Origin of the sequence: Vibrio rhodolitus (genome assembly GCF_003350325.1) — a bacterium.
GTDB classification, from domain to species: Bacteria; Pseudomonadota; Gammaproteobacteria; order Enterobacterales; family Vibrionaceae; genus Vibrio; species Vibrio rhodolitus.
The window spans coordinates 361,093-381,421 of sequence record NZ_QLYZ01000001.1 but is presented as its reverse complement, the minus strand read 5'-3'; the positions used below and the strand labels follow the sequence as shown (position 1 = coordinate 381,421).

Annotated in this window: 15 protein-coding genes; 8 read left to right on the top strand and 7 right to left on the bottom strand. The window is 43.7% G+C overall.

Annotated elements, in window-relative coordinates; genetic code table 11:
• The first annotated feature begins 110 nt into the window (after positions 1-110).
• Positions 111-1,043: a precorrin-2 dehydrogenase/sirohydrochlorin ferrochelatase family protein gene (locus DPF93_RS01685; RefSeq protein ID WP_114764479.1), complete on the top strand. Its 933-nt coding sequence runs from the start codon at positions 111-113 to the stop codon at positions 1,041-1,043.
• 45 nt (positions 1,044-1,088) lie between these two features.
• On the opposite strand, the gene DPF93_RS01680 is transcribed toward DPF93_RS01685, so the two are convergent.
• Both DPF93_RS01680 and DPF93_RS01675 read right to left on the bottom strand, forming a co-directional pair.
• A complete protein-coding gene (locus tag DPF93_RS01680) occupies positions 1,089-1,574 on the bottom strand; it encodes a YajQ family cyclic di-GMP-binding protein (protein ID WP_114764478.1) in 486 nt (161 codons plus the stop codon).
• Positions 1,575-1,590: 16 nt separating this feature from the next.
• Positions 1,591-2,643, bottom strand: coding sequence for a 3-deoxy-7-phosphoheptulonate synthase (locus DPF93_RS01675; RefSeq protein WP_114764477.1), 1,053 nt, complete (start codon positions 2,641-2,643; stop codon positions 1,591-1,593).
• 246 nt (positions 2,644-2,889) lie between these two features.
• Between DPF93_RS01675 and DPF93_RS01670 the strand changes: the two genes are divergently transcribed.
• The gene (locus DPF93_RS01670; RefSeq protein ID WP_114764476.1) at positions 2,890-3,369 is read left to right on the top strand and encodes a PaaI family thioesterase; all 480 of its coding nucleotides are present in this window, start codon (positions 2,890-2,892) and stop codon (positions 3,367-3,369) included.
• A gap of 21 nt (positions 3,370-3,390) precedes the next feature.
• Here the strand turns inward: DPF93_RS01670 and DPF93_RS01665 are convergent, their stop codons facing one another.
• Positions 3,391-4,761, bottom strand: a complete 1,371-nt coding sequence (locus tag DPF93_RS01665) for a hypothetical protein (RefSeq protein WP_114764475.1) — start codon at positions 4,759-4,761, stop codon at positions 3,391-3,393.
• Positions 4,762-4,861: 100 nt separating this feature from the next.
• Here DPF93_RS01665 and DPF93_RS01660 point away from each other — a divergent pair, with 100 nt between their 5' ends.
• Positions 4,862-5,695, top strand: coding sequence for a CvfB family protein (locus DPF93_RS01660; RefSeq protein WP_114764474.1), 834 nt, complete (start codon positions 4,862-4,864; stop codon positions 5,693-5,695).
• Between the two features lie 221 nt (positions 5,696-5,916).
• Here DPF93_RS01660 and rsmF read toward each other — a convergent pair whose 3' ends face one another.
• From rsmF to DPF93_RS01640, 4 genes are all read right to left on the bottom strand, one after another.
• The gene (gene rsmF / locus DPF93_RS01655; RefSeq protein WP_114764473.1) at positions 5,917-7,350 is read right to left on the bottom strand and encodes a 16S rRNA (cytosine(1407)-C(5))-methyltransferase RsmF; all 1,434 of its coding nucleotides are present in this window, start codon (positions 7,348-7,350) and stop codon (positions 5,917-5,919) included.
• 142 nt (positions 7,351-7,492) lie between these two features.
• The gene (locus DPF93_RS01650) at positions 7,493-10,129 is read right to left on the bottom strand and encodes a PqiB family protein (protein WP_114764472.1); all 2,637 of its coding nucleotides are present in this window, start codon (positions 10,127-10,129) and stop codon (positions 7,493-7,495) included.
• Positions 10,122-11,390 carry a PqiA/YebS family transporter subunit gene (locus DPF93_RS01645; protein WP_425275270.1) on the bottom strand — a complete coding sequence of 423 codons (1,269 nt, stop codon included), beginning with the start codon at positions 11,388-11,390 and terminating at the stop codon, positions 10,122-10,124. Before DPF93_RS01645 ends, DPF93_RS01650 begins: the two co-directional genes overlap by 8 nt.
• Before the next feature lie 27 nt (positions 11,391-11,417).
• On the bottom strand, positions 11,418-13,214 hold the full coding sequence (locus DPF93_RS01640; protein ID WP_114764470.1) for an ABC transporter ATP-binding protein: 1,797 nt from the start codon (positions 13,212-13,214) through the stop codon (positions 11,418-11,420).
• 109 nt (positions 13,215-13,323) lie between these two features.
• Between DPF93_RS01640 and DPF93_RS01635 the strand changes: the two genes are divergently transcribed.
• The 5 genes from DPF93_RS01635 (at position 13,324) to pepN (ending at position 20,151) form a co-directional block, all read left to right on the top strand.
• Positions 13,324-13,797 carry a GAF domain-containing protein gene (locus tag DPF93_RS01635; protein ID WP_114764469.1) on the top strand — a complete coding sequence of 158 codons (474 nt, stop codon included), beginning with the start codon at positions 13,324-13,326 and terminating at the stop codon, positions 13,795-13,797.
• A 98-nt stretch (positions 13,798-13,895) separates the two neighbouring features.
• On the top strand, positions 13,896-14,531 hold the full coding sequence (proQ, locus tag DPF93_RS01630; protein WP_114764468.1) for an RNA chaperone ProQ: 636 nt from the start codon (positions 13,896-13,898) through the stop codon (positions 14,529-14,531).
• A 17-nt stretch (positions 14,532-14,548) separates the two neighbouring features.
• On the top strand, positions 14,549-16,543 hold the full coding sequence (gene prc, locus DPF93_RS01625) for a carboxy terminal-processing peptidase (RefSeq protein WP_114764467.1): 1,995 nt from the start codon (positions 14,549-14,551) through the stop codon (positions 16,541-16,543).
• Between the two features lie 134 nt (positions 16,544-16,677).
• The gene (locus DPF93_RS01620; RefSeq protein WP_114764466.1) at positions 16,678-17,349 is read left to right on the top strand and encodes a M14 family metallopeptidase; all 672 of its coding nucleotides are present in this window, start codon (positions 16,678-16,680) and stop codon (positions 17,347-17,349) included.
• A gap of 195 nt (positions 17,350-17,544) precedes the next feature.
• The gene (pepN, locus tag DPF93_RS01615) at positions 17,545-20,151 is read left to right on the top strand and encodes an aminopeptidase N (protein WP_114764465.1); all 2,607 of its coding nucleotides are present in this window, start codon (positions 17,545-17,547) and stop codon (positions 20,149-20,151) included.
• Positions 20,152-20,329 lie beyond the last annotated feature (178 nt).

Genomic DNA, 20,329 nt, shown 5'->3' with positions numbered 1-20,329 from the left:
AACGTTGCTAGCGTGATAGACTTTAATTATAGTTTTAACTCTAAATATTATGTCGATCTAGAGATTAAATTCAGAGCTATCTTTTGTGTGATTGACAGTCAAGGAGTGAAATGCAGTACTTTCCAATGTTTTTAGACCTCAAAGATAAAGAGGTTTTAGTCGTCGGTGGCGGTGAGGTTGCTTGTCGAAAAGTTGAGACTCTGATCAGGGCGGGGGCAATTGTGACGATTGTCTCACCGGCTATCGAGAATTTTCTGCATGCTCTGGTTGAAAAGGGTGAGTGCCGATGGGTACAAAATTTCTATTCAAAGGAAATGATGGATGCTCGCTTTATCCAAATTTGGGCAACCACTGATAATCCTGAACTCAATCATCAAGTATACAGAGACGCAAAAGCGCTCAATATTTTGGTCAATGTGGTTGATGACCAACCCTACTGTGACTTCATTACCCCTTCGATAGTTAATCGAGGGCGTTTTCAGATCGCAATATCCAGTGGCGGTGCTTCTCCGGTATTGGTACGTAATATTAGACAAAAGTTGGAGTATATCTTACCGCAGAACCTTGCTCTGCAAGGTGAGTTTGCTGCATCTAAACGTCGAGATATCAAAGAAAAATTACCAAGCGTTGATCTACGACGTAAATTTTGGGAAAGATTTTTCGAACAATCTGAGGTGGAGCATGCCACGCTGCGTAGTGAACTTGAGCAATGTTATCAACGACTACTGAGTGACAATGTCACCGAAAATGGTCAGGTAACGTGGCTAGAGTTTGGCGATGATATTGAACTGCTGTCACTTAAAGCCCTAAGGCTCATGCAGCAAGCTGAATTGGTGTTGCATCCTCATAACTGCCCATTTGTCTTTATCGATAGCGTGAGACGCGACGCAGAGCGTGTGGCTTATCAAGATGAAGGTCAACTGAGTGAGTTACTCGCTAAAGCAAAAGAGCAACACTTAAGAGTGGTAGTCTTTATCGAAAAAGGTTCTGCGCGATACGATCTGCTGATTGGCGCTGATTTAAGGCTCGCTCCCGCTGAATAACAAAAAGCCCGCCATAAAGGCGGGCTTGTCAATTGGGCGCGTTGATTAATCGCGGAAGTTCTCGTATTGGAATGGCTGACCCAGTTCAGCTTCACGAATAAGTGCGATTGCTGCTTGTAGATCATCACGCTTTTTACCCGTTACGCGTACCTTCTCGCCTTGAATAGACGCTTGAACTTTCATTTTTGCGTCTTTCAAAGTTTTCACAACTTTCTTAGCCATTGTAGTATCAATGCCTTGTTTGAAAACAAGTACTTGATGCCAATTTTTACCAGTTGCTTCAGGGTCTTTGGCTTCCATTGAGTTAGCGTCAACACCACGCTTAGCTAGGTGGCTGCGTAGAATGTCACGCATTTGTTTTAGCTGGAAGTCACCTTCCGCGCTGAGTTTTACAGATTCATCTTTTTGTAGCTCAATCTCTGCTGCTACATTTCTAAAGTCGAATCGAGTAGAAAGCTCACGCTGAGCGTTCTCAATTGCGTTACGAAGTTCAACGCTGTCGATTTCAGAAACAATATCAAAAGATGGCATGTAAATTTCCTCTAAATTATGGGCGAGCTTTAACAGCGTCCGCCAAAAGTTCCAACATGTACGCAGTGTCTTCCCAGCTTAGACAAGGGTCAGTGATAGATTGACCGTAGGTTAGGGAAGTAATGTCGTCCATTGGTTGATTGCCTTCAATTATGAAGCTCTCAGCCATTACGCCTGCTACATATGTGCTGCCAGATTTAATTTGTTCGCAAATGTCTTTCGCAACATCGATTTGTTTTCTATGTTGTTTCTGGCAATTAGCGTGACTGAAATCTACCACAAGTCGCTGTGGTAGGTCGAACTCTGCAAGCTGTTTACATGCTACTTCGATTGATTGTGCATCAAAGTTTGGACCTTGATCGCCGCCACGCAGAATCACGTGTCCGTATGGGTTACCAAATGTGCGGTAAACTGTCATACGACCGTTCTTGTCAGGCGAGTAGAAGTAGTGCTGTGCTTTCGCTGCGCGGATGGCATCAATCGCGATTTTGATATTGCCGTTAGTGCCGTTTTTAAAGCCTACCGGGCAAGATAGAGCAGAGGCCATTTCACGGTGGATTTGCGATTCTGTTGTTCGAGCGCCAATCGCACCCCAAGTGATCAGATCGGCAATGTATTGGCCAGTGATCATATCAAGAAACTCGGTAGCCGTTGCCAAACCAAGTTTATTGATATCAAGCAATAGCTCGCGTGCTTTATTCAAACCAGTTTCAAGCGCGTAAGAACCATCCAAGTTAGGGTCGGTAATCAAACCTTTCCAACCTACAACTGTACGTGGTTTCTCAAAGTAGGTACGCATGACTATGAAGAGTTCATCTTTATACTGTTCTTGAATCGCGGCTAGGCGCGTTGCATAGTCAAGAGCTGCGTCTGTGTCGTGCACAGAACATGGACCAACGATAACAAGAAGGCGTTGGTCGTCACCTACCAAAATACTCTCGATCTGACGGCGTGATTTCGCGATACGAGCGGCAACATCGTCAGTGATAGGGTAAGTGTGGCTCAACTCAGCAGGAGTTGGCATTGGACCCATCGGTTGGGTTCTTAGTTCGTCGGTTTTAAGTGGCATACTGCAGCCTATTCTTTAATTACGAAGCGCTAAAGATAACGGAAAGCCAATAAGGAATAAACTAAATATACAAAATCTTAAGCTTTAACTTATAACCAAGTAAATAAAGTAACCTTGTTGGAGTGACATTGTAACTGATTGGGCGCGCTCAACTCTCATTAATGTTAATGGATTGTTGACTTGTTATAAAAATCATATACAACTAGATTAATCAAACAGATAAGACCAGTTGAAATGGAAGTCACTATGCTCTCACCACTACGCCAAGCGAATTTTTATCTGAATTCTTTCGGTTTTTTTAAAGTGCCGCTGATTTGGCTGTGCCGTCCGAAGATTCTTACTTTAGATGAAGAAAAAGTGGAAGTGCTCATCCCGCTTAAGCGCCGCACCAAAAACCACCTCAATAGCATGTATTTTGGCGTTTTAGCCGTTGGGGCTGATGTTGCTGGTGGCTTTATGGCAATGAGTAAAGCTCAGCAGCGCGGAGAGAAAATTTCACTTGCATTTAAATCAGTGAAAGGTGACTTTCTTAAGCGACCTGAAGCCGATGTGATTTTTACCTGCCAAGATGGGCGGGTTATCGACCAAATGTTGGATGAGGCGATAGCCACTGGTGAAAGGATTAACCAGCCAGTCGTTATTACCGCCACTTGCCCATCTCTGCATGGCGATGATCCAATGGCGGTATTTGAACTGACATTGTCAGTTAAGTTATCCAAACGCTAAAGGCTTGGATAACTGCTAGGGTTATGGCAGAGGCGTATTAGGGTCGACTTCCACTTGTTCAATCGCGACGATTTTGGTTCGGTTGAGAATGATTTTCCAACGGAAGTAACGCGGCTTACCATCAAAGCGATTTTCTTTCGCTATCAGGTTAATAAGGTGGCGCTTTTCTACCGACTCTTTACTCACCTGACCATTGTTGAGCAGATAAACTCGGTTCGAACCTTTGTCCATCAAGCGGGTTAATGCTCTCATACTGACAAACATGGTCTCACGCGTTTCCTCGTAACCACTCATAAATCGTGAGGTCGCCATCTCGACTTCTGAGCGGTAGTGTAAGATTTGCTCTTCACGTTGCGCGGTGCGTTTTTTACGAATAAACATGATGCGGTCAGGCAATTTGCTGAGGCTTTCATAATCGAGCCATTCGGTTTTTTGTCCAACCACTTTATTGGTGGTTGGATCGCTATAGCGCTTGCGCCAACGCGGTTTGCCTTTCCTAAACCAGCGCCAGAGTACATCGCGTAAGTCGTCTTTGAAGATCTCTCGTAGAGCATAAACAAAGGACATTGCGATGATAAATGACGCGGTGATTTCACCCCAGTAATCGCGCGCAAGAATGGCAGTAATGGTTACAAAAACCATGACAAAACCGGTCGCCAAGCCTTTGACGATTCGCTTCATATTCTTACCCAGCGAAATCGTCTTTTCTTTAAGCACAATAGGGTGCTCAATCAAGCGGCGTAGCAAGCGCATTTTGTTACTCATTCGCGTTACATCGTCACGTGTGGCAGGTGAGTTGTAATTATTGAGCTTACGGTGCGCTTTCTCTTTTTCGACGATAATAATCAAACGCTCTTTAAGCGTTTTGTAGTCACCGTCTCGCGGCATGTGTGAAATCAGAGACAAAAACTTCTGTTCGGTATACCAAGACAGGTAGTTATCAATGTTTGCATAGTAACGCTTAAGGCTTTCCTCATATGGAATACCACGACGAAGCTTTTTCAAGATGTCGATAGAGAGTTCAATAACAGCATCGATTTCTTCATCTGTGACGACTTCGGTTTCGTAGCGATTGAGTTGATTTACTGCTTTATCAAGTGCAATAACGTATTGATAAGCAAACAAACTCAAACTGACACGGTACTGAGTGGAAGACAATCGCCCGCGTTTTGCTAAACGGCTATGGATCAGTGGCAAAAGGATTTTGTCACTGTAATAGGCTCGTTTTTGAACGATCGATTCGTAATAGAATTCAGTTTCTTTTAAAACATCGGGGCTAAGTCCGAGTTCGCCGGGAATGAAAAAATAGAGGTCAAGATTGGCCTTTTTGCTGGATGCCATTGAATGGGAAATCTTGAGCGTGATGCCGTCCTGCTTGTCAACGGTAATCAAGAGGAACTCCAGAAGGAAAAAAGTTCGAATTATCTGGCGCAAGCATAACAGAGTTTCGCTATAATCGCCCCAAATTAAGTGTTACAGAGATAAAAATACAATGATTAATGTTGGTCAAGTAAACCACCTAGAAGTAGTAAAACAAGCTGATTTCGGCGTTTTCCTTGATGCGGGCGAGTTTGGCACCACTCTTTTACCGAAACGTCACGTACCAGAAGGAGTGGAAGTAGGTCAGTTTATTGATGCATTCCTGTATTTTGATTCTGACAACCAATTGGTTGCGACGACAGAAACTCCAATTGCTCAAGTTGGCGAATGGGGCTTAATGAAAATCGAAGGCATCAGCAGCACCGGCGCGTTTGCGAACTGGGGTATTAAAGAGAAAGATCTGCTGGTTCCATTTAGTGAGCAGCGCGGGCGTTTAGCTGCGGGTCAAACAATCTTAGTTTATGTCTACACCGACCGCGCTTCTGGTCGTATTGTGGGTACAACTAAGTTTAACAAACTACTGGATAAGACTCCGGCAAACTACACGCGTAACCAACAAGTAGATCTACTTATCGCAGAGCGTAGTGATCTTGGTTATAAAGCGATTGTAAACGGTGAGCACTGGGGCGTGATCTTTAACTCTGACGTATTTGGTAAACTGTTCATCGGTAAAAAAATGAAGGGTTACATCAAAGCAGTTCGTGAAGATGGCAAGATTGACCTATCGCTACAAAAAGTGGGCGTAGCTAAAATGGATGACTTGAGCAGTAAAGTGATTGAACTGCTCGAGAAAAAAGGTGGCTTCTTACCACTTAATGACAAATCATCACCAGACGAGATTTTTGCTGCGTTCCGTACCAGTAAAGGTACGTTTAAAAAGACCATTGGTGGTTTGTACAAGCTAGGTAAAATCACCATTGAAAAAGACGGCATTCGTCTGAAGTAATCGTCACCATTCCTAAGGACATTATCTTGCCAGATAGCTTGCTTTGGTCAGTTAGAGGATGAGATAAAAGTCGGCCCAGATCGTCCTGATCCGGGCCTAGGGGAATGGCTCAATTATGAGCCTGCGCTAACCGTATAAATACGATTAATTACTTTTTATTGTAGTATATCGTTCGGCTTTTGCAGCGCTCATATAGGGTTTAGCACTAATCTCATCCCGGATTAAAATAGATTTTTATCTCGTACTAGTTCGCGCGGTAAGCCATTTTTTACGCGATTGCCGACCCATTTACCTAATCCAATCACATCGTTACCGAATTCACTGGCAAATTTAACGATCACTTCGCCTTTACCAGTTTGAGCTTCTGGTCGTACATCTCTTCCCATAAACCATTCGCGAGCTTCCTCAATAGAAAGTACTACGCTGTTTTTCTCATTACCATTCGATAGTGCTGTCGCGACTTGGTGTTGCCAGCGATAACCTTTTTTATGCGCTTCAGCAATCTTGATGCCCATACGAGAAAACTTAAATTCACTTAGCATTGGTTCCAGTGCGTGTGGGAATAACCAAACATCGTTGTCGCGTAGCCAGATGTCCATATCTGCGGGCAGATCGACATCAAGCGCTTGTTTGAGTTGTTTTGCGATATCAAGCGCTACTTTGTTGGATGCTTTAGCAAATGGGAATTTACCTAAACGCTTTTTCACTTCTGGCGCTGGCGCAGAACCGAGCTTGCGGATGCGAGCGACAAAGAAGCCTTCACAATCGTAAACTTGTGGGAAGATATGCAGGAAGCCTTCCTCAGTAATTGCTTTTTCCGCTTGAGGGAACAGATGGGTTAAATTATCGAACTCTACCAATTCACCAAATGTCTCTTTAAGATGCAGACAAACCTCTTGGTTTTCTTCGCGACTCAAGGTACAAGTTGAGTAGACCATGACGCCGCCGGGCTTTAGCGCATGAAAAGCACTTTCGATAAGGTCTTTTTGGGTCTCAGCAATGGAGATAACCGATTCTTTGCTCCAGTTTTTCATTGCATCGGCATCTTTACGCAGAGTACCTTCGCCTGAACAAGGCGCATCAATTAAAACTGCTTCAAACTGTTCTGGTAACCAACCGCCAAACACTCTACCATCGTAGTTACTTAGCGCGGCATTGCGCACACCACAGCGTTCGATGTTTGCGTGCAGGACTTTAACTCGGCTTGATGAGAACTCGTTTGCCACCAGCACGCCTTCGTTATGCATACGTGCAGCGATTTGCGTTGTTTTAGAACCAGGCGCAGCGGCCATGTCCAAAACGCTTTGGTATTGATCGTCAGCTTGGAACAGCGCTGAAACAGGCATCATTGAGCTTGCTTCTTGGATGTAGAAAAGACCACTCATGTGTTCAGCGGTATTACCAAGTGGGACGATAGATTCATCGGCTTCAATCCAGAAACCTTCCTCACACCATGGTACTGGCTCGAGTTGCCAGCCTTTTTTTTCTGCACGTTGTAAAAATTCAGCAATCGATATTTTCAGCGTGTTTACGCGAATACTCTTACGAAGTGGGCGTTGGCAAGCAGCGACAAAGTCTTCCATTGAAAGTGTACTTGGCATGATCTTAGCCATTTCGGATAGGAATGCTTCAGGGATAAATACGTTAGCGTGCAAAATAGAAACTCAGCGATAAAAATTTGCTGAGGATTATATACCCAAAGCATAGGGTGAAGCGAGAAGCGCACGAGTGTGATTTTAAAGATGAAAAAAACGCAGCGGAGTCAGCTGCGTTTTTAGGATAGGGGATATATTGTCTTTATTCCGGTTTAGGAATTGGTGTGCGCCATTTCTTCCAACTCTCTTCAGGCGCTTTGTGCAGAAGGAAAGATTGTCCGTTTTTGGCGATTGGCAGCAACTGCGAATCCTCAGGCGTCGCGAAAGTTATCCCACCACGCAATAGGCTATCGACGGTTCCCGCTTTAATGTCAGCACCGGTCAGACCAATCGAAACATCAACGCCTGAGCTATTCCAAAATACGCTGTTTTGACGCACAAGGTAGGCATAGTCGGAATCGATCGCGATTTCAGTCACTACTCTGTCAGCAAACTCACCAAGCTGCACGCTGATCACTTTGCCCACTTCCATTTCACGATAAAGAACCGGAGTGCCATTAGAGATTGAGCCGCGCACTTCACTTTGTAAGGTAAAATGTGTTGCTTTTGGCTGATATGGTTGGCTATGCAGTTTGAAGTCATCTTTCACATCACCAAAACCCACCTCCACGCTGATCGATTGACTGAGTAGGTTCTCTAAGTTCTTAACCCCAGAGAGACCAACTTCAGCTTGTGGTAGCCAGAAATAAGAGCCCTCTCGCGCGATATGCTGGGCATAATCAGGTAAAATACGCGCTTTTAGCTCAACGTCATCGCGGGCAAAGTCTGGCAGGACCGCGCTAATTTCACCCACTTTTATGCCGTTGTATTTGATTGCTGTGCCAACAGAGATTTTACTGCTGCCACTGGCAAGTAACGTGACTTCATAGCCGGCTTTTTTCGCCTGTTTGAAACTGTTGTAGAGCTTCCAATGATCACCTTGTTTGTTTTCCACTCCAACCATGGAGTCAAACGCGATTCCGCCTTTGATCAGCGTTTGCAGTGGAGCAGCTTTAACATTAATTCCAGCTAATGTCGCATCAACTTCAACACCAGAGCGATTCCAAAATACCGTTTGTTCGTTCAACAAGTGCTTATATTGATTTTCAATACTGATAGTCACCAACACTTGACCGCTTGAGAGCTGATAATCGGCAACGCTACCAACTTTGAGGTTACGGTAAAGTAGTGGGCTACCTTTAGAGATTGGCGGCAATTCATCTGCGGCTAGCACAATTCTTTGTGAACCAGACAGGTTGTATTTCGCTAACTCAGCCAAAGACTTACTTTGATAGAGTTGGTATTGCGCGCTAGCTTTGCTGTCTCCCTCGCTAACAAAACTGATTGAACCAGTAAGAAGTTGTTTCGCCGGCGGTACGGTGATGTTTAATCCCGATTCTGTTAGTTCAGCACTGGCACTACCAGTAACAAAGAAGCGGTTGTTGGAGCGAATCAAATCACGGTATTTTTGATCAACCAACAAGTCGAATTTTACCTTGTCTTGGCTTAGGGTTGTTTTGGTTACTTCACCAACACTGACACCACGATAGAGCACTTTAGCTCCGGCATCTAAACCAAAAGAGTTGTCAGCGACAAGCTCAACCGCAAAAGATTGTGCTTGTTGTTTTTTGAACTCATTCTTGCGAATAGCGGTAAATTGGCGAGCTTTATCGCCCTCGCCAGGCACCAAAGTGAGAAAATTGCCTTTAACTAAATTCGCCAGGTTCTCAACACCAGAGAGTGACACTTCCGCTTCTTCCAAAATAAAACGACTGCCATTAGTGAGCATATCGCTAAAAGCTGGCTGGATGGCGGCAGATGCGATGATCTGATTACGCTCTTGGTTGAGCTGTAAGTCTGTGACTTGCCCAACTTCAAGACCTCGGTAAATGATTGGCGCACCAGAGGGACTGATTTTGTTGTTATCAGGAAGAATGATCTTAATCGGAATACCGCGTCCGGCAGTTTTTAGATCTGGGTAGAGTTTAAACTGAGTGTTTTCTACTACTGGCTGTCCGCGATCTGGGGAATCCACGGCAATAGACCCACCAATTAGGGCGGTCAAACTTTCCAGACGAATATCGACACCTGAGAAACCCACATTAGCGCCAATACCGCTTACGTTCCAAAAACGGCTTTCATCGGTAATGATGTGGCGATATTCGTCTTGAATCGAGGCTTGGATGATGACGTTTTTACTCTCTTTATCCAATTGGTAGTTATACACTTCGCCGATTGGAATTTTGCGATAAAGAATTTGGGAGCCAATTGAAATTCCGCCTAAATCACGAGATTTAAGCGTAATGTTGAGTCCTTCATTGGCAAGCAGGTCCGCCGGCGCACGCTCCAATGCGACAAATTTTGTTTTTAGATCGCCTGGCTCACTACTCGGTTGTATCGCGATATAGTTGCCCGAAACAAGCGCATCTAAACCAGAGATGCCTGACAATGAAGCGGTCGGTTTAACCATCCAAAAGCGGGTTTTGTCTGTGAGCAGTTTCGTCGCTTCAGGGTAGATGTCGGCACTGACATAAATACTTTCTAGATCTTTAGAAAGATTAATCGCGCGAACCATCCCGACTTCTAAGCCTTGGTAGCGAATGGTGGTGCGTCCAGCTATCAAGCCTTGCGCATCTGAGAATTGAATTTCTACTCGCTGACCGGAATCATGGATTGCTTTAAAGACTAACCAACCTGCGAGTAGCATCGTGAGGATAGGAAGAATCCATAAAGGCGAGATGCCACGATTGCGTCTCACATCAGGAGAGTAGGAGTTTTGCGACGACGTTGAATTACTCATTGAAAGACTCTTGTTGTTTTATTTTTTTCTTAGGACCCTTATCTTCACGATAGTTGTCCCAGATAAAGCGCGGGTCAAAGCTTTCTGCAGCCAACATGGTTAATACCACAACAACACCAAAAGCAACAGCACCGTAGCCCGGCGTAAAATCAAGGATTTGACCTCTGTCAACCAAGGCCATCATGATAGAAATAACAAACAAATCCATCATTGACCATTTTCCAATCCACTTAACGACGAAATAGATCATCATTCGTTGTTTATGAAACACGCTGCGTTTAAATTTGATCGCCAGCAGGATATAAGCCAGCCCCAGTATTTTGGCTACTGGCACGACAATACTGGCAACAAAAATAATTACGGCGATGCCTGACATGCCATTTTTAATCAGCGCTGCTACACCAGAAAAAATGGTGTCCTCTAAGCGTTTGCCATTGGTGAGCAAGATTGAGATTGGAATAAGGTTTGCCGGGAATATCGCAATAGAAGCCGCGAGCAAATATGCCCATGTTTTTTGTATAGAGTTGGCTTTGCGATGTTCAAGCGGATTTTGGCAGCGAACGCAGCGATGACCATTGGGTTGTGACAGGTGGCAATGAGTGCAGTGAACATCTTTATGTTCAAAAGTGTAATCAGTCTCGTGTTGATAGGCTTCCCAATAGCGACGGGTACTGACTCGGCTAAGCAGCAAAACGGTAAATAGCTGCAGCAGGATCAAACCGTATAGCCCCACACCGACGAAAATATCAGAGTAGTCTTGTAGCTTGAAGCAAGAGATTGCCACGCTGATCAAAAAGACATCGATCATTACCCAGTGCTTTAGGTGTTGAATAACCCAAAGCGAGCTTTTGAGTAACTTGAACGCATTGAGTTTGAGTGCAATATGCGCAGAGACGACCGAAGCGCAGACCATAAGCGGCGCAATTGATGCACAAAAGGCGACAAGAAAAGCAAGGAAGATAAAGCCTTCATTAAATAGCGTGATGATGCCTGAGGGTAATGTAGCAGGGATCATTTGCCCAAATAGGCGAATGCTTAGAAAATTGAAAAAGTGCGAAGGAATGAAAAGCAAAAGGCAAGTTAGCGCAATGGCTAAGTTGCCTGAGAGTGAAGGCGTACCACCTTGATAAAGTTGGGTTCCGCAACGCGGGCAATAGGCGCTACGTCCTTGCTTAACATCAATGACATCGACAGGTAATTCGCAGCCTTGGCACAAACGCACTTTGGTTAGTTGCGATGGATGAGATTGCAAACTCACGATGCCTCCACAGTAACGAAGGCAGAGTGATTAACCGTGTGATTGAACAGCCCCATATAGGGTTTGATATAAGCCTTGTTGTTCAACTAATTCTCCATGTGTCCCTGTTTGGGTCACTTGACCATCTTCTAAAACGTAGATGAGGTCTGCTTGTCTTACTGCTGATAATCGATGCGCGACGATCAAAGTCGTACGCCCATTTAAAAATTGGGTGAGGGCACGGTGCAGTGCCGCTTCTGTGGCAGTATCGAGCGCGGAAGTCGCCTCGTCTAAAATGACAAACTTAGGGTCACTAAGCACCATTCGAGCGATTGCTAATCTTTGCCTCTGCCCACCGGACAGACGAATACCATTACGACCAATTTGAGTTTCAAGCCCTTGTCCCAATTGCGCGATAACGTCCTGCATTTGAGCAATTTCAAGTGCCTGCCACAATTGTTCGTCACTGTAATGGCTGCCAAGCGTGAGATTATGCCTTAAGCTGTCATTAAATAGTATAGGTTGTTGTAAAACCACGGCTATTTGATCACGAATTACATCAAAACTAATGTCGTCCGTCGTATGATGGTTAAACTTTATCACGCCAGAGTCTTGGCGATAGACGCCGATGAGCAATTGAATCAAAGTTGACTTGCCACCACCACTAGCCCCCACTAAGGCGACTTTTTTACCTGCCGGAATATGTAGGTTGAGGTGGTTGAGAACGCGCGTTTCTTCATTATAAGAAAAAGTCACATCTTCAATCAGCACATCGACTTCTTGATCTTGGCTAAAAGGATTGACTTTGCTAACGGGGCGATACTCTTCTTCAAGATCCAGTAAGGTGTTGATACGGGTCAGTGCGGCTTTGGCGCTATACCAAGAAAACTGAATCCCTAGCAGCTCTTGTACCGGAGATAACATAAACCATAGATAGCCAAACACCGCAAATATTTGACCAATGGTTAAATCACTAAAGAGAACCATTAACATCGCGACCGCGCGAAACAGCTCAAAGCCAAGTAAAAATAATAAAAACGACACGCGTCCAGCCGCTTCAGATTGCCAAGCGTACTTATCTGCATCAAGACGAACTTGGTTAGCGTTAATTTTCAGCTCATTGAGAAATTCGCGTTCGCGGTTAGCCGCGCGTAGCTGATAAATGCCATCGAGCGTTTCCACCAGACGGTTTTGAAAGCGTTCAAAGGATTGGTTTTCACGCTTTTTAAGGTGTTTTACTTTACTGCCTAACAAACGCGAGAAATAAATCACGATTGGGTTAACAAGTAGGATAAAAAGACCAAGTCGCCAATCGATCCACAGTAGCACGCCAGCAGTACCAATCACTGTCAGTAAACTGATGATGAATTTACTTAATGTAGAGCCAATGAACTGGTCAATGGTTTCAATGTCAGTAATTAAGTGCGCGTTGATGCCGCCGCTGCCGCGAGTCTCATATTGACGAATGCTGATTCGACCGAGCTTGTCGATCATCTTGCTGCGCATTTGATAGGTAATGGTCTTGGAGACCAGAGTAAACTGACGGCTTTGTAAAATGTTAAGTATTTGCCCAACCGTGCGCATTAAGATAACTAACAGAAGTGCGAAGAAGATGTAACCTGTTGGCGTATGGAGTGAGACAGGCAAAACATCATTCATTAGCTCAAGCCCAGTGCCGGGTTGATTGAGCAATACTTCATCGACCATTAAAGGCAGTAGGAGCGGGATAGGGACACTAACCAGCGTTGCGACAATAGCGATAGCATTTGCAGCAATCAGTTTGGATTTATGTGTTTTTACTTGTGAAATCAACCAAGAACGGCTAATAGTGTTATGGTTTTCGGTCATGCTGCTGATAATGCTTACTATTTATAGTTTTTCTAATTGTACGTAGATTAAGCATATAAGTCTCATCTTTTAACCGAAATAACGATTTGTCATTTAAATGGAAGTGATTATGAACCCAGAATTTTATCAAAGACTTACTAAGCAAGCTGTCGCTTTGATTGAGTCAGAACCAAATATGATCGCCAACTTATCCAACGTCAGTGCTTTGCTGAATATGGAACTAGAAGAGATCAATTGGGTTGGTTTCTATTTAATCGACCAAGAGCAATTGGTATTAGGTCCATTTCAAGGTAAACCAGCCTGCGTGCGCATTCCGTTAGGTAAAGGGGTGTGTGGCACGGCAGCGGCGACCAATCAAGTTCAACGCGTTTATGATGTTCACGAGTTTGAAGGGCATATTGCTTGTGATGCGGCAAGCAACTCAGAAATTGTGATTCCGTTTACTATCAATGGTAAGATCGCCGGAGTATTAGATATTGATAGCCCAAATATTGGTCGATTTAGCCAAGAAGACGAAAATGGGCTGACTAAATTAATGGCAGAAGTGGAAAAGCTGCTTAATTCACACGCTATCAAGGCATAAATTCGCGTTAGAGTGTGGTTTTTCCTATACAGGTCACTATAATGGCTGAAATATTTATCTTAACGCTCGCGGATAGTCCGCTTTAACCAGGAACCCCCATGGAAAACACTGAAAAGTTAAAAAACAGCAAAGAAGTTATCGCATATATTGCTGAATGTTTCCCTAAGTGCTTTACTTTAGAAGGTGAAGCAAAGCCACTTAAAATTGGTATTTTTCAAGATCTTGCGGATCGTCTAGCAGACGACCAAAAAGTAAGTAAAACTCAGCTTCGTGCAGCGTTAAGACAGTACACTTCATCATGGCGTTACCTTCACGGTGTTAAGCCTGGTGCAGAACGTGTAGATTTAGATGGCAACCCAGCGGGTGTGCTAGAAGAAGAACATGTTGAACACGCTAAAACAGCACTAGCTGAAAGCAAAGCGAAAGTGCAAGCTCGTCGCAAAGAACAAAGCAAGAAGACTCGTGAAGAAGGCAAAGCAAAAACTGCTAAGCCAGCTGGTAAAAAGCCACAACAAGCACGTCGTCCTCAAGCTAAATCTGCGCCGAAAGCAGCTAAGCCAGTCGAAACACGTCCACTAACTGCTGACGAAGTAAAAGTTGGTAACGCCGTAAACGTGAACATGGGCAAAGGAAACATGGCTGCAACTATCGTTGAAATCAATAAGGAAGATGTGCGAGTTCAACTGTCTAACGGCCTGCAAATGGTTGTGAAAGCGGAGCACTTACGCGCATAAAGGAGAATCTCCTACGCATGAAATGCCGTTTAAACTTTTCGCTGATTGCTGCTAGCGTTATGCTAGCGGCAACTCCAGTTCAAGCACTTGAAGCAAAAATCGAACTCACTGATTTACCGGCGCTTGAGCAAGAAGCTCAGCATAAAACCGCCAGTAAACGAGTAACGTCCCGCTTTACCCGTTCTCATTACAAACATTTCTCTTTAGACGACCAATTCTCGCAAGCGATTTTTGACCGTTATCTTGAAATGCTTGATTTCAATAAAAATATCTTTACTCAAGCTGACATCGATAATTTTTCGAAGTGGGCAAACTCGATTGATGATCAGTTAAAGTCAGGCGATAACCAAATCGCATTCGACATTTACAATCAGTCGATGAAGCGTCGTTACGAAAGATTTGATTACGCCTTATCTTTGCTCGATAAAGAGATGACGTTTGATGTCGATGAAAGTATTGAACTTGATAGAAGCGAAGCTGATTGGCCGAAAACTCAAGCCGAGTTGGATGAGCTTTGGCGTAAGCGAGTTAAGTACGATGCTTTAAACCTAAAACTCACCGGTAAAAACTGGGATGAGATTAAAGATATTCTCGGCAAACGTTATAACAATGCGTTGAAGCGTTTAAGCCAGACCAACAACGAAGATGCTTTCCAGCTTTATATGAATGCATTCTCGCGTGAAGTTGATCCTCACACTAGCTACCTATCGCCAAGAAATGCCGACCAGTTCCAGCAGGAGATGAACCTTTCTTTGGAAGGTATTGGTGCCGTTTTACAAATGACGGACGATTACACCGTTATTCGTTCTTTAGTGGCTGGTGGTCCAGCGGCGAAGAGCAAAAAACTTGGCGAAGGTGATCGCATCATCAGCGTTGGTCAAGAAGGCGAAGAGATGGTGGATGTCATCGGTTGGCGCCTTGATGATGTTGTGCAACTGATCAAAGGTCCAAAAGGGACGACCGTTAAGCTTGAAGTATTACCTGAAGGTAATGATGCTAAGAGTGAAGTCATCTCAATTGTTCGTGACAAAGTTCGTCTTGAAGATCGTGCAGTAAAATCGGAAATCATTGAGCAAGACGGTAAGAAAATTGGTGTATTAGAAGTACCAAGTTTCTACGTCGGTCTATCAAAAGATACAGACAAACTGATCACCGAACTTAAGCAGAAAAACGTTGATGGAATCATTGTTGACTTACGCAACAATGGTGGCGGTGCATTAACTGAAGCGACTGCGCTGTCGGGCTTGTTTATTACCAGTGGTCCAGTTGTTCAAGTACGTGACAGTTATGGACGTATCAATGTCAACGCCGACACGGATGATCAAATCAGCTACGACGGTCCATTGATGGTTTTGGTTAACCGTTACAGTGCTTCGGCGTCTGAAATTTTTGCTGCGGCGATGCAAGACTACGGTCGTGCGGTGATTGTCGGCGAGAACTCATTTGGTAAAGGCACGGTTCAGCAGCACCGTTCGCTAAATCATATCTACGATTTGTTTGATAAAGAACTGGGTTATGTACAGTACACGATTCAGAAATTCTATCGAATTGATGGTGGTAGTACGCAGAATAAAGGTGTTGTGCCAGACATCGCTTACCCAACGCCAATTGATCCGGCTGAAACAGGGGAAAGTGTAGAAGACAATGCCTTGCCTTGGGATAGCATCGAGAAAGCAGATTACAAACAGTTACAGCGTAACGATGAGCTAATCGCGCGACTTGATCAGCAGCACCAAGCGCGTATCAAGAGTGATTTAGAGTTCAACTTTATTGCGGAAGATATCGCGCGCTACAACTTAGAGAAAGAAGATAACTCTCTTTCTTTAAATGAGAAAGAGCGCAAACGTATTAGTGATGAAGCAGATCAGCGTCGCCTTGACCGTATCAATCAGCGTCAAAAAATTGCGGGTCAAAAGAGCTATAAATCGCTTGATGATTTACCTAAAGATTATGAAGCACCTGATGCCTATTTAGATGAATCAGTTGCTATCATGGTTGATATGATACGTTAAGCAATGAACTATTATGAAAGCGGGCTCGAGTAGCTCGCTTTTTTTTTGCTAAAAACTAATGTGATCTAAGTCAAAAAATTTCGCATTCTCGTACGTATGTGCCTACGCTTAAAGAAAAAGTGAGGGGAACAGATATGAGATGGATCGGGATTTTATTAGCCTGTTTTAGTTTTTCAGCTTGGAGTTCTAGCGCTACTGGCGCGAAGCAGTCAGACATTCTTAGTTACTTTGATCACCCTTTTTTGCTTGGCGATTGGTATTTAGTTAACCCTGATCCAGAAAATTCAAAAGAGAATTACATTGCCATAAAGTTGACGCTCGACTCGAAATTTAATTTCGCAATCGATATTCAAAAGAAAGATTATACGATCGATCGTTGGGAGGGTATGTACACCGCTAACGAAGATACGATAATTCTTGGTTTGAATACCGACCATCCTCAAGTGTATGGCTATGCCAGCAATCACAATATGCTTAACCTTAATGGTGTGATGTTTCGAAAAGCTCTGTCTAATTCTCTTGCGGGCATGTGGTCAAGCCAACATTTAGCGGGTGATGATCTGATGGCTAGCGAAGTAGATAGAATGGATTTAATTTTGCAGCCAGATTTCGTGTTTCTGTTTAAAGTGAGTAACCCTGACGGTGATGAGGCGGTAAGACGTGGAGTCTATTTTACGGAAGGCGAACACTTGGTACTTCTTTATGAAAATGGCGAACACAACACACGCTACAAACTTAACCGCGATACCCTAACTATTGAGTCCAACGAAGGCGGCATGTTTGCTGTTCTAAATCGAATAAGATAAAGGTCGGCGGCTTGTGTATAAAGTAGGCATATTGTTCTAACAGACAAAATTTATTGGTAAAAAAACGAGGTAATGTCTGACAATACCTCGTTTTTTTATTGTTAGAGATGTAAGCTAGTTAATATAAATGCCAGCCAATTTAGTTAAATGATCAGCCGGCAACTTTCGACACTATTCGTTTAGAAGGATTTAGAAATGGCTCAAGCTCCTCAAGCCAAATATCGCAAAGATTATCAGTCACCATCTCATACTATTACTGATATCGATCTGACATTTGAACTGCACGATAGCGCAACAATCGTTACTGCTGTCTCTCAAGTTAAGCAATTAAAATCAAGCTCGACGCTCGAGTTAGATGGTGATGGGTTGGGGCTAAAGAGTCTATTAGTCAACCAAGAATCATGGACAGATTATGAGTTGGTTGAAGATGGCATCAAGATCAACCAACTACCAGAAGAGTTTACTTTAACCATCGTGACTGAAATTAACCCAGAAGCGAATACCGCATTAGAGGGTTTATACAAATCTGATGGTGCTTACTGCACTCAATGTGAAGCGGAAGGTTTCCGTCGTATCACTTACTACCTTGATCGCCCAGATGTATTAGCGAAATACACCACAACCGTTATTGCCGACAGAGCACAATACCCATTCTTATTAAGTAATGGTAACCGAGTGGATCAAGGCGAAACTGAAAATGGTCGTCATTGGGTGAAGTGGTTTGACCCACATCCAAAACCATCGTACCTGTTTGCATTAGTTGCGGGTGACTTTGATGTTCTGCGTGATAACTACACCACTAAGTCTGGTCGTGCAGTAGAACTAGAAATCTTTGTCGATAAAGGCAACTTAGATCGCGCTAATCATGCGATGGTTTCACTGATCAATTCGATGAAGTGGGACGAAGAGCGTTTCGACTTAGAGTACGACTTGGACATCTACATGATTGTCGCGGTTGATTTCTTCAATATGGGCGCAATGGAAAACAAAGGCTTAAATGTCTTTAACTCTAAGTTTGTTCTCGCGAACGATCAAACGGCAACCGATACAGATTACTTAGGTATTGAAGCGGTAATCGGTCACGAGTACTTCCATAACTGGACCGGTAACCGCGTGACTTGTCGTGACTGGTTCCAACTTAGCTTAAAAGAAGGTTTGACTGTTTTCCGCGATCAAGAGTTTTCATCTGATCTTGGCTCACGTGCAGTAAATCGAATTAACAATGTTCGTATTATTCGTGGTCCGCAGTTTGCCGAAGATGCTAGCCCAATGTCTCATCCAATTCGTCCAGATAAAGTGATTGAGATGAATAACTTCTACACTTTGACCGTGTATGAAAAGGGTAGTGAAGTCATTCGTATGTACCACACCTTGTTGGGTGAAGAAGGATTCCAAAAAGGCATCAAGCTTTACATGGAGCGACACGATGGCACCGCAGCAACTTGTGAAGATTTCGTCAAAGCGATGGAAGATGCTAACGGTGTTGACTTAACTCAGTTCCGTTTATGGTACAGCCAATCGGGCACACCGACCGTAAAAGCAAGCAGCGAATACAATGCTGATGCTAAAACGTACACATTGACGCTAGAACAATCAACAGAGCCAACTCTCGATCAAAAAGAGAAGCAGCCTTTGCATATTCCGTTCGATATCGAGCTATATGATGAGAAGGGTGATGTTATTGAGTTACGCTGTAACGGTGAAAAAGTTTCAAATATTCTGAATCTAACTCAAGCTAAACAAAGCTTTGTGTTTGAAGGTGTGACAGAAAAACCCGTACCATCACTTTTAAGAGAATTCTCTGCACCGGTAAAACTTGAATATGATTACAGTGATGAAGAGCTAACGTTCTTAATGGTTCATGCTCGCAATGAATTTGCTCGTTGGGATGCGGGACAAATGCTGTTGGCGAAATATATTCGTCGCAACGTTGCTAACTTGCAAGCGGGTGGTGAGGTATTACTTCCAAATGAAGTTGTCGATGCATTCCGTGGTGTATTGTTAAGTGAAGAACTAGAACCAGCGTTTATTGCTGAAGTGCTTTCGTTGCCAAGTCACAATGAAGTATCAGGTTGGTATAAGACTGTTGATGTCGATGCTGTCGCTGCCGTACTAAAAGCAATCAAAGTTCAATTAGCATTTGAACTACAAGATGAGCTTTCTGCTATTTACCACAGCTTGAATCAAGCAGAGTACAGCATTGATCATGCTGCAATTGGTAAGCGTGCTCTACGTAATACCGCTTTGGCTTACCTTGCTCATACCGAACAAGGTAATGTTTTGGCTGAGCAACAATACCAGCAAGCCAACAACATGACCGATACGATTGCCGCAATGTCTGCTGCAAACCAAGCGCAACTTACCTGTCGCGAATCTTTGATGGCTGACTACAGCAACAAGTGGAAACACGATGGCTTGGTTATGGACAAATGGTTCGCCCTGCAAGGCAGCAACCCTGCAGATAATGTACTTGAAGTGATCAAACAAACCATGCAGCACGAAGCGTTTAGTTTGAAAAACCCAAACCGTACTCGTAGCTTAATTGGTTCATTCCTTAATATGAACCCGGTTCACTTCCACGCAGTCGATGGCTCCGGCTATAAGTTTGCTGGAGAGATCTTACGTGAGCTTAATAGCTCAAACCCGCAAGTTGCATCGCGTTTGATTGACCCACTGCTAAAATTGGGTAAGTACGATGAAACGCGCCAAGCGCTGATTAAAGCTGAACTTGAACAGCTTAAAGCGATGGATAATCTAGCGAAAGATCTATTCGAAAAAGTGACTAAGGCGTTAGAGTCTTAATCACTGTTTTGCTTAGGTTAGTATTAAATAGCGGCTTTTGAAGCCGCTTTTTTTGTGTGCGGATAGTGGGCTTTTTTCAAAAAATAGTAATAACTGTATAAATATACAGTTTAATTTGGTGTGCAGTAAAAGTGAGACTGTAGAAAATGAGGGTTATATTTAAGTGATTGATTATTAA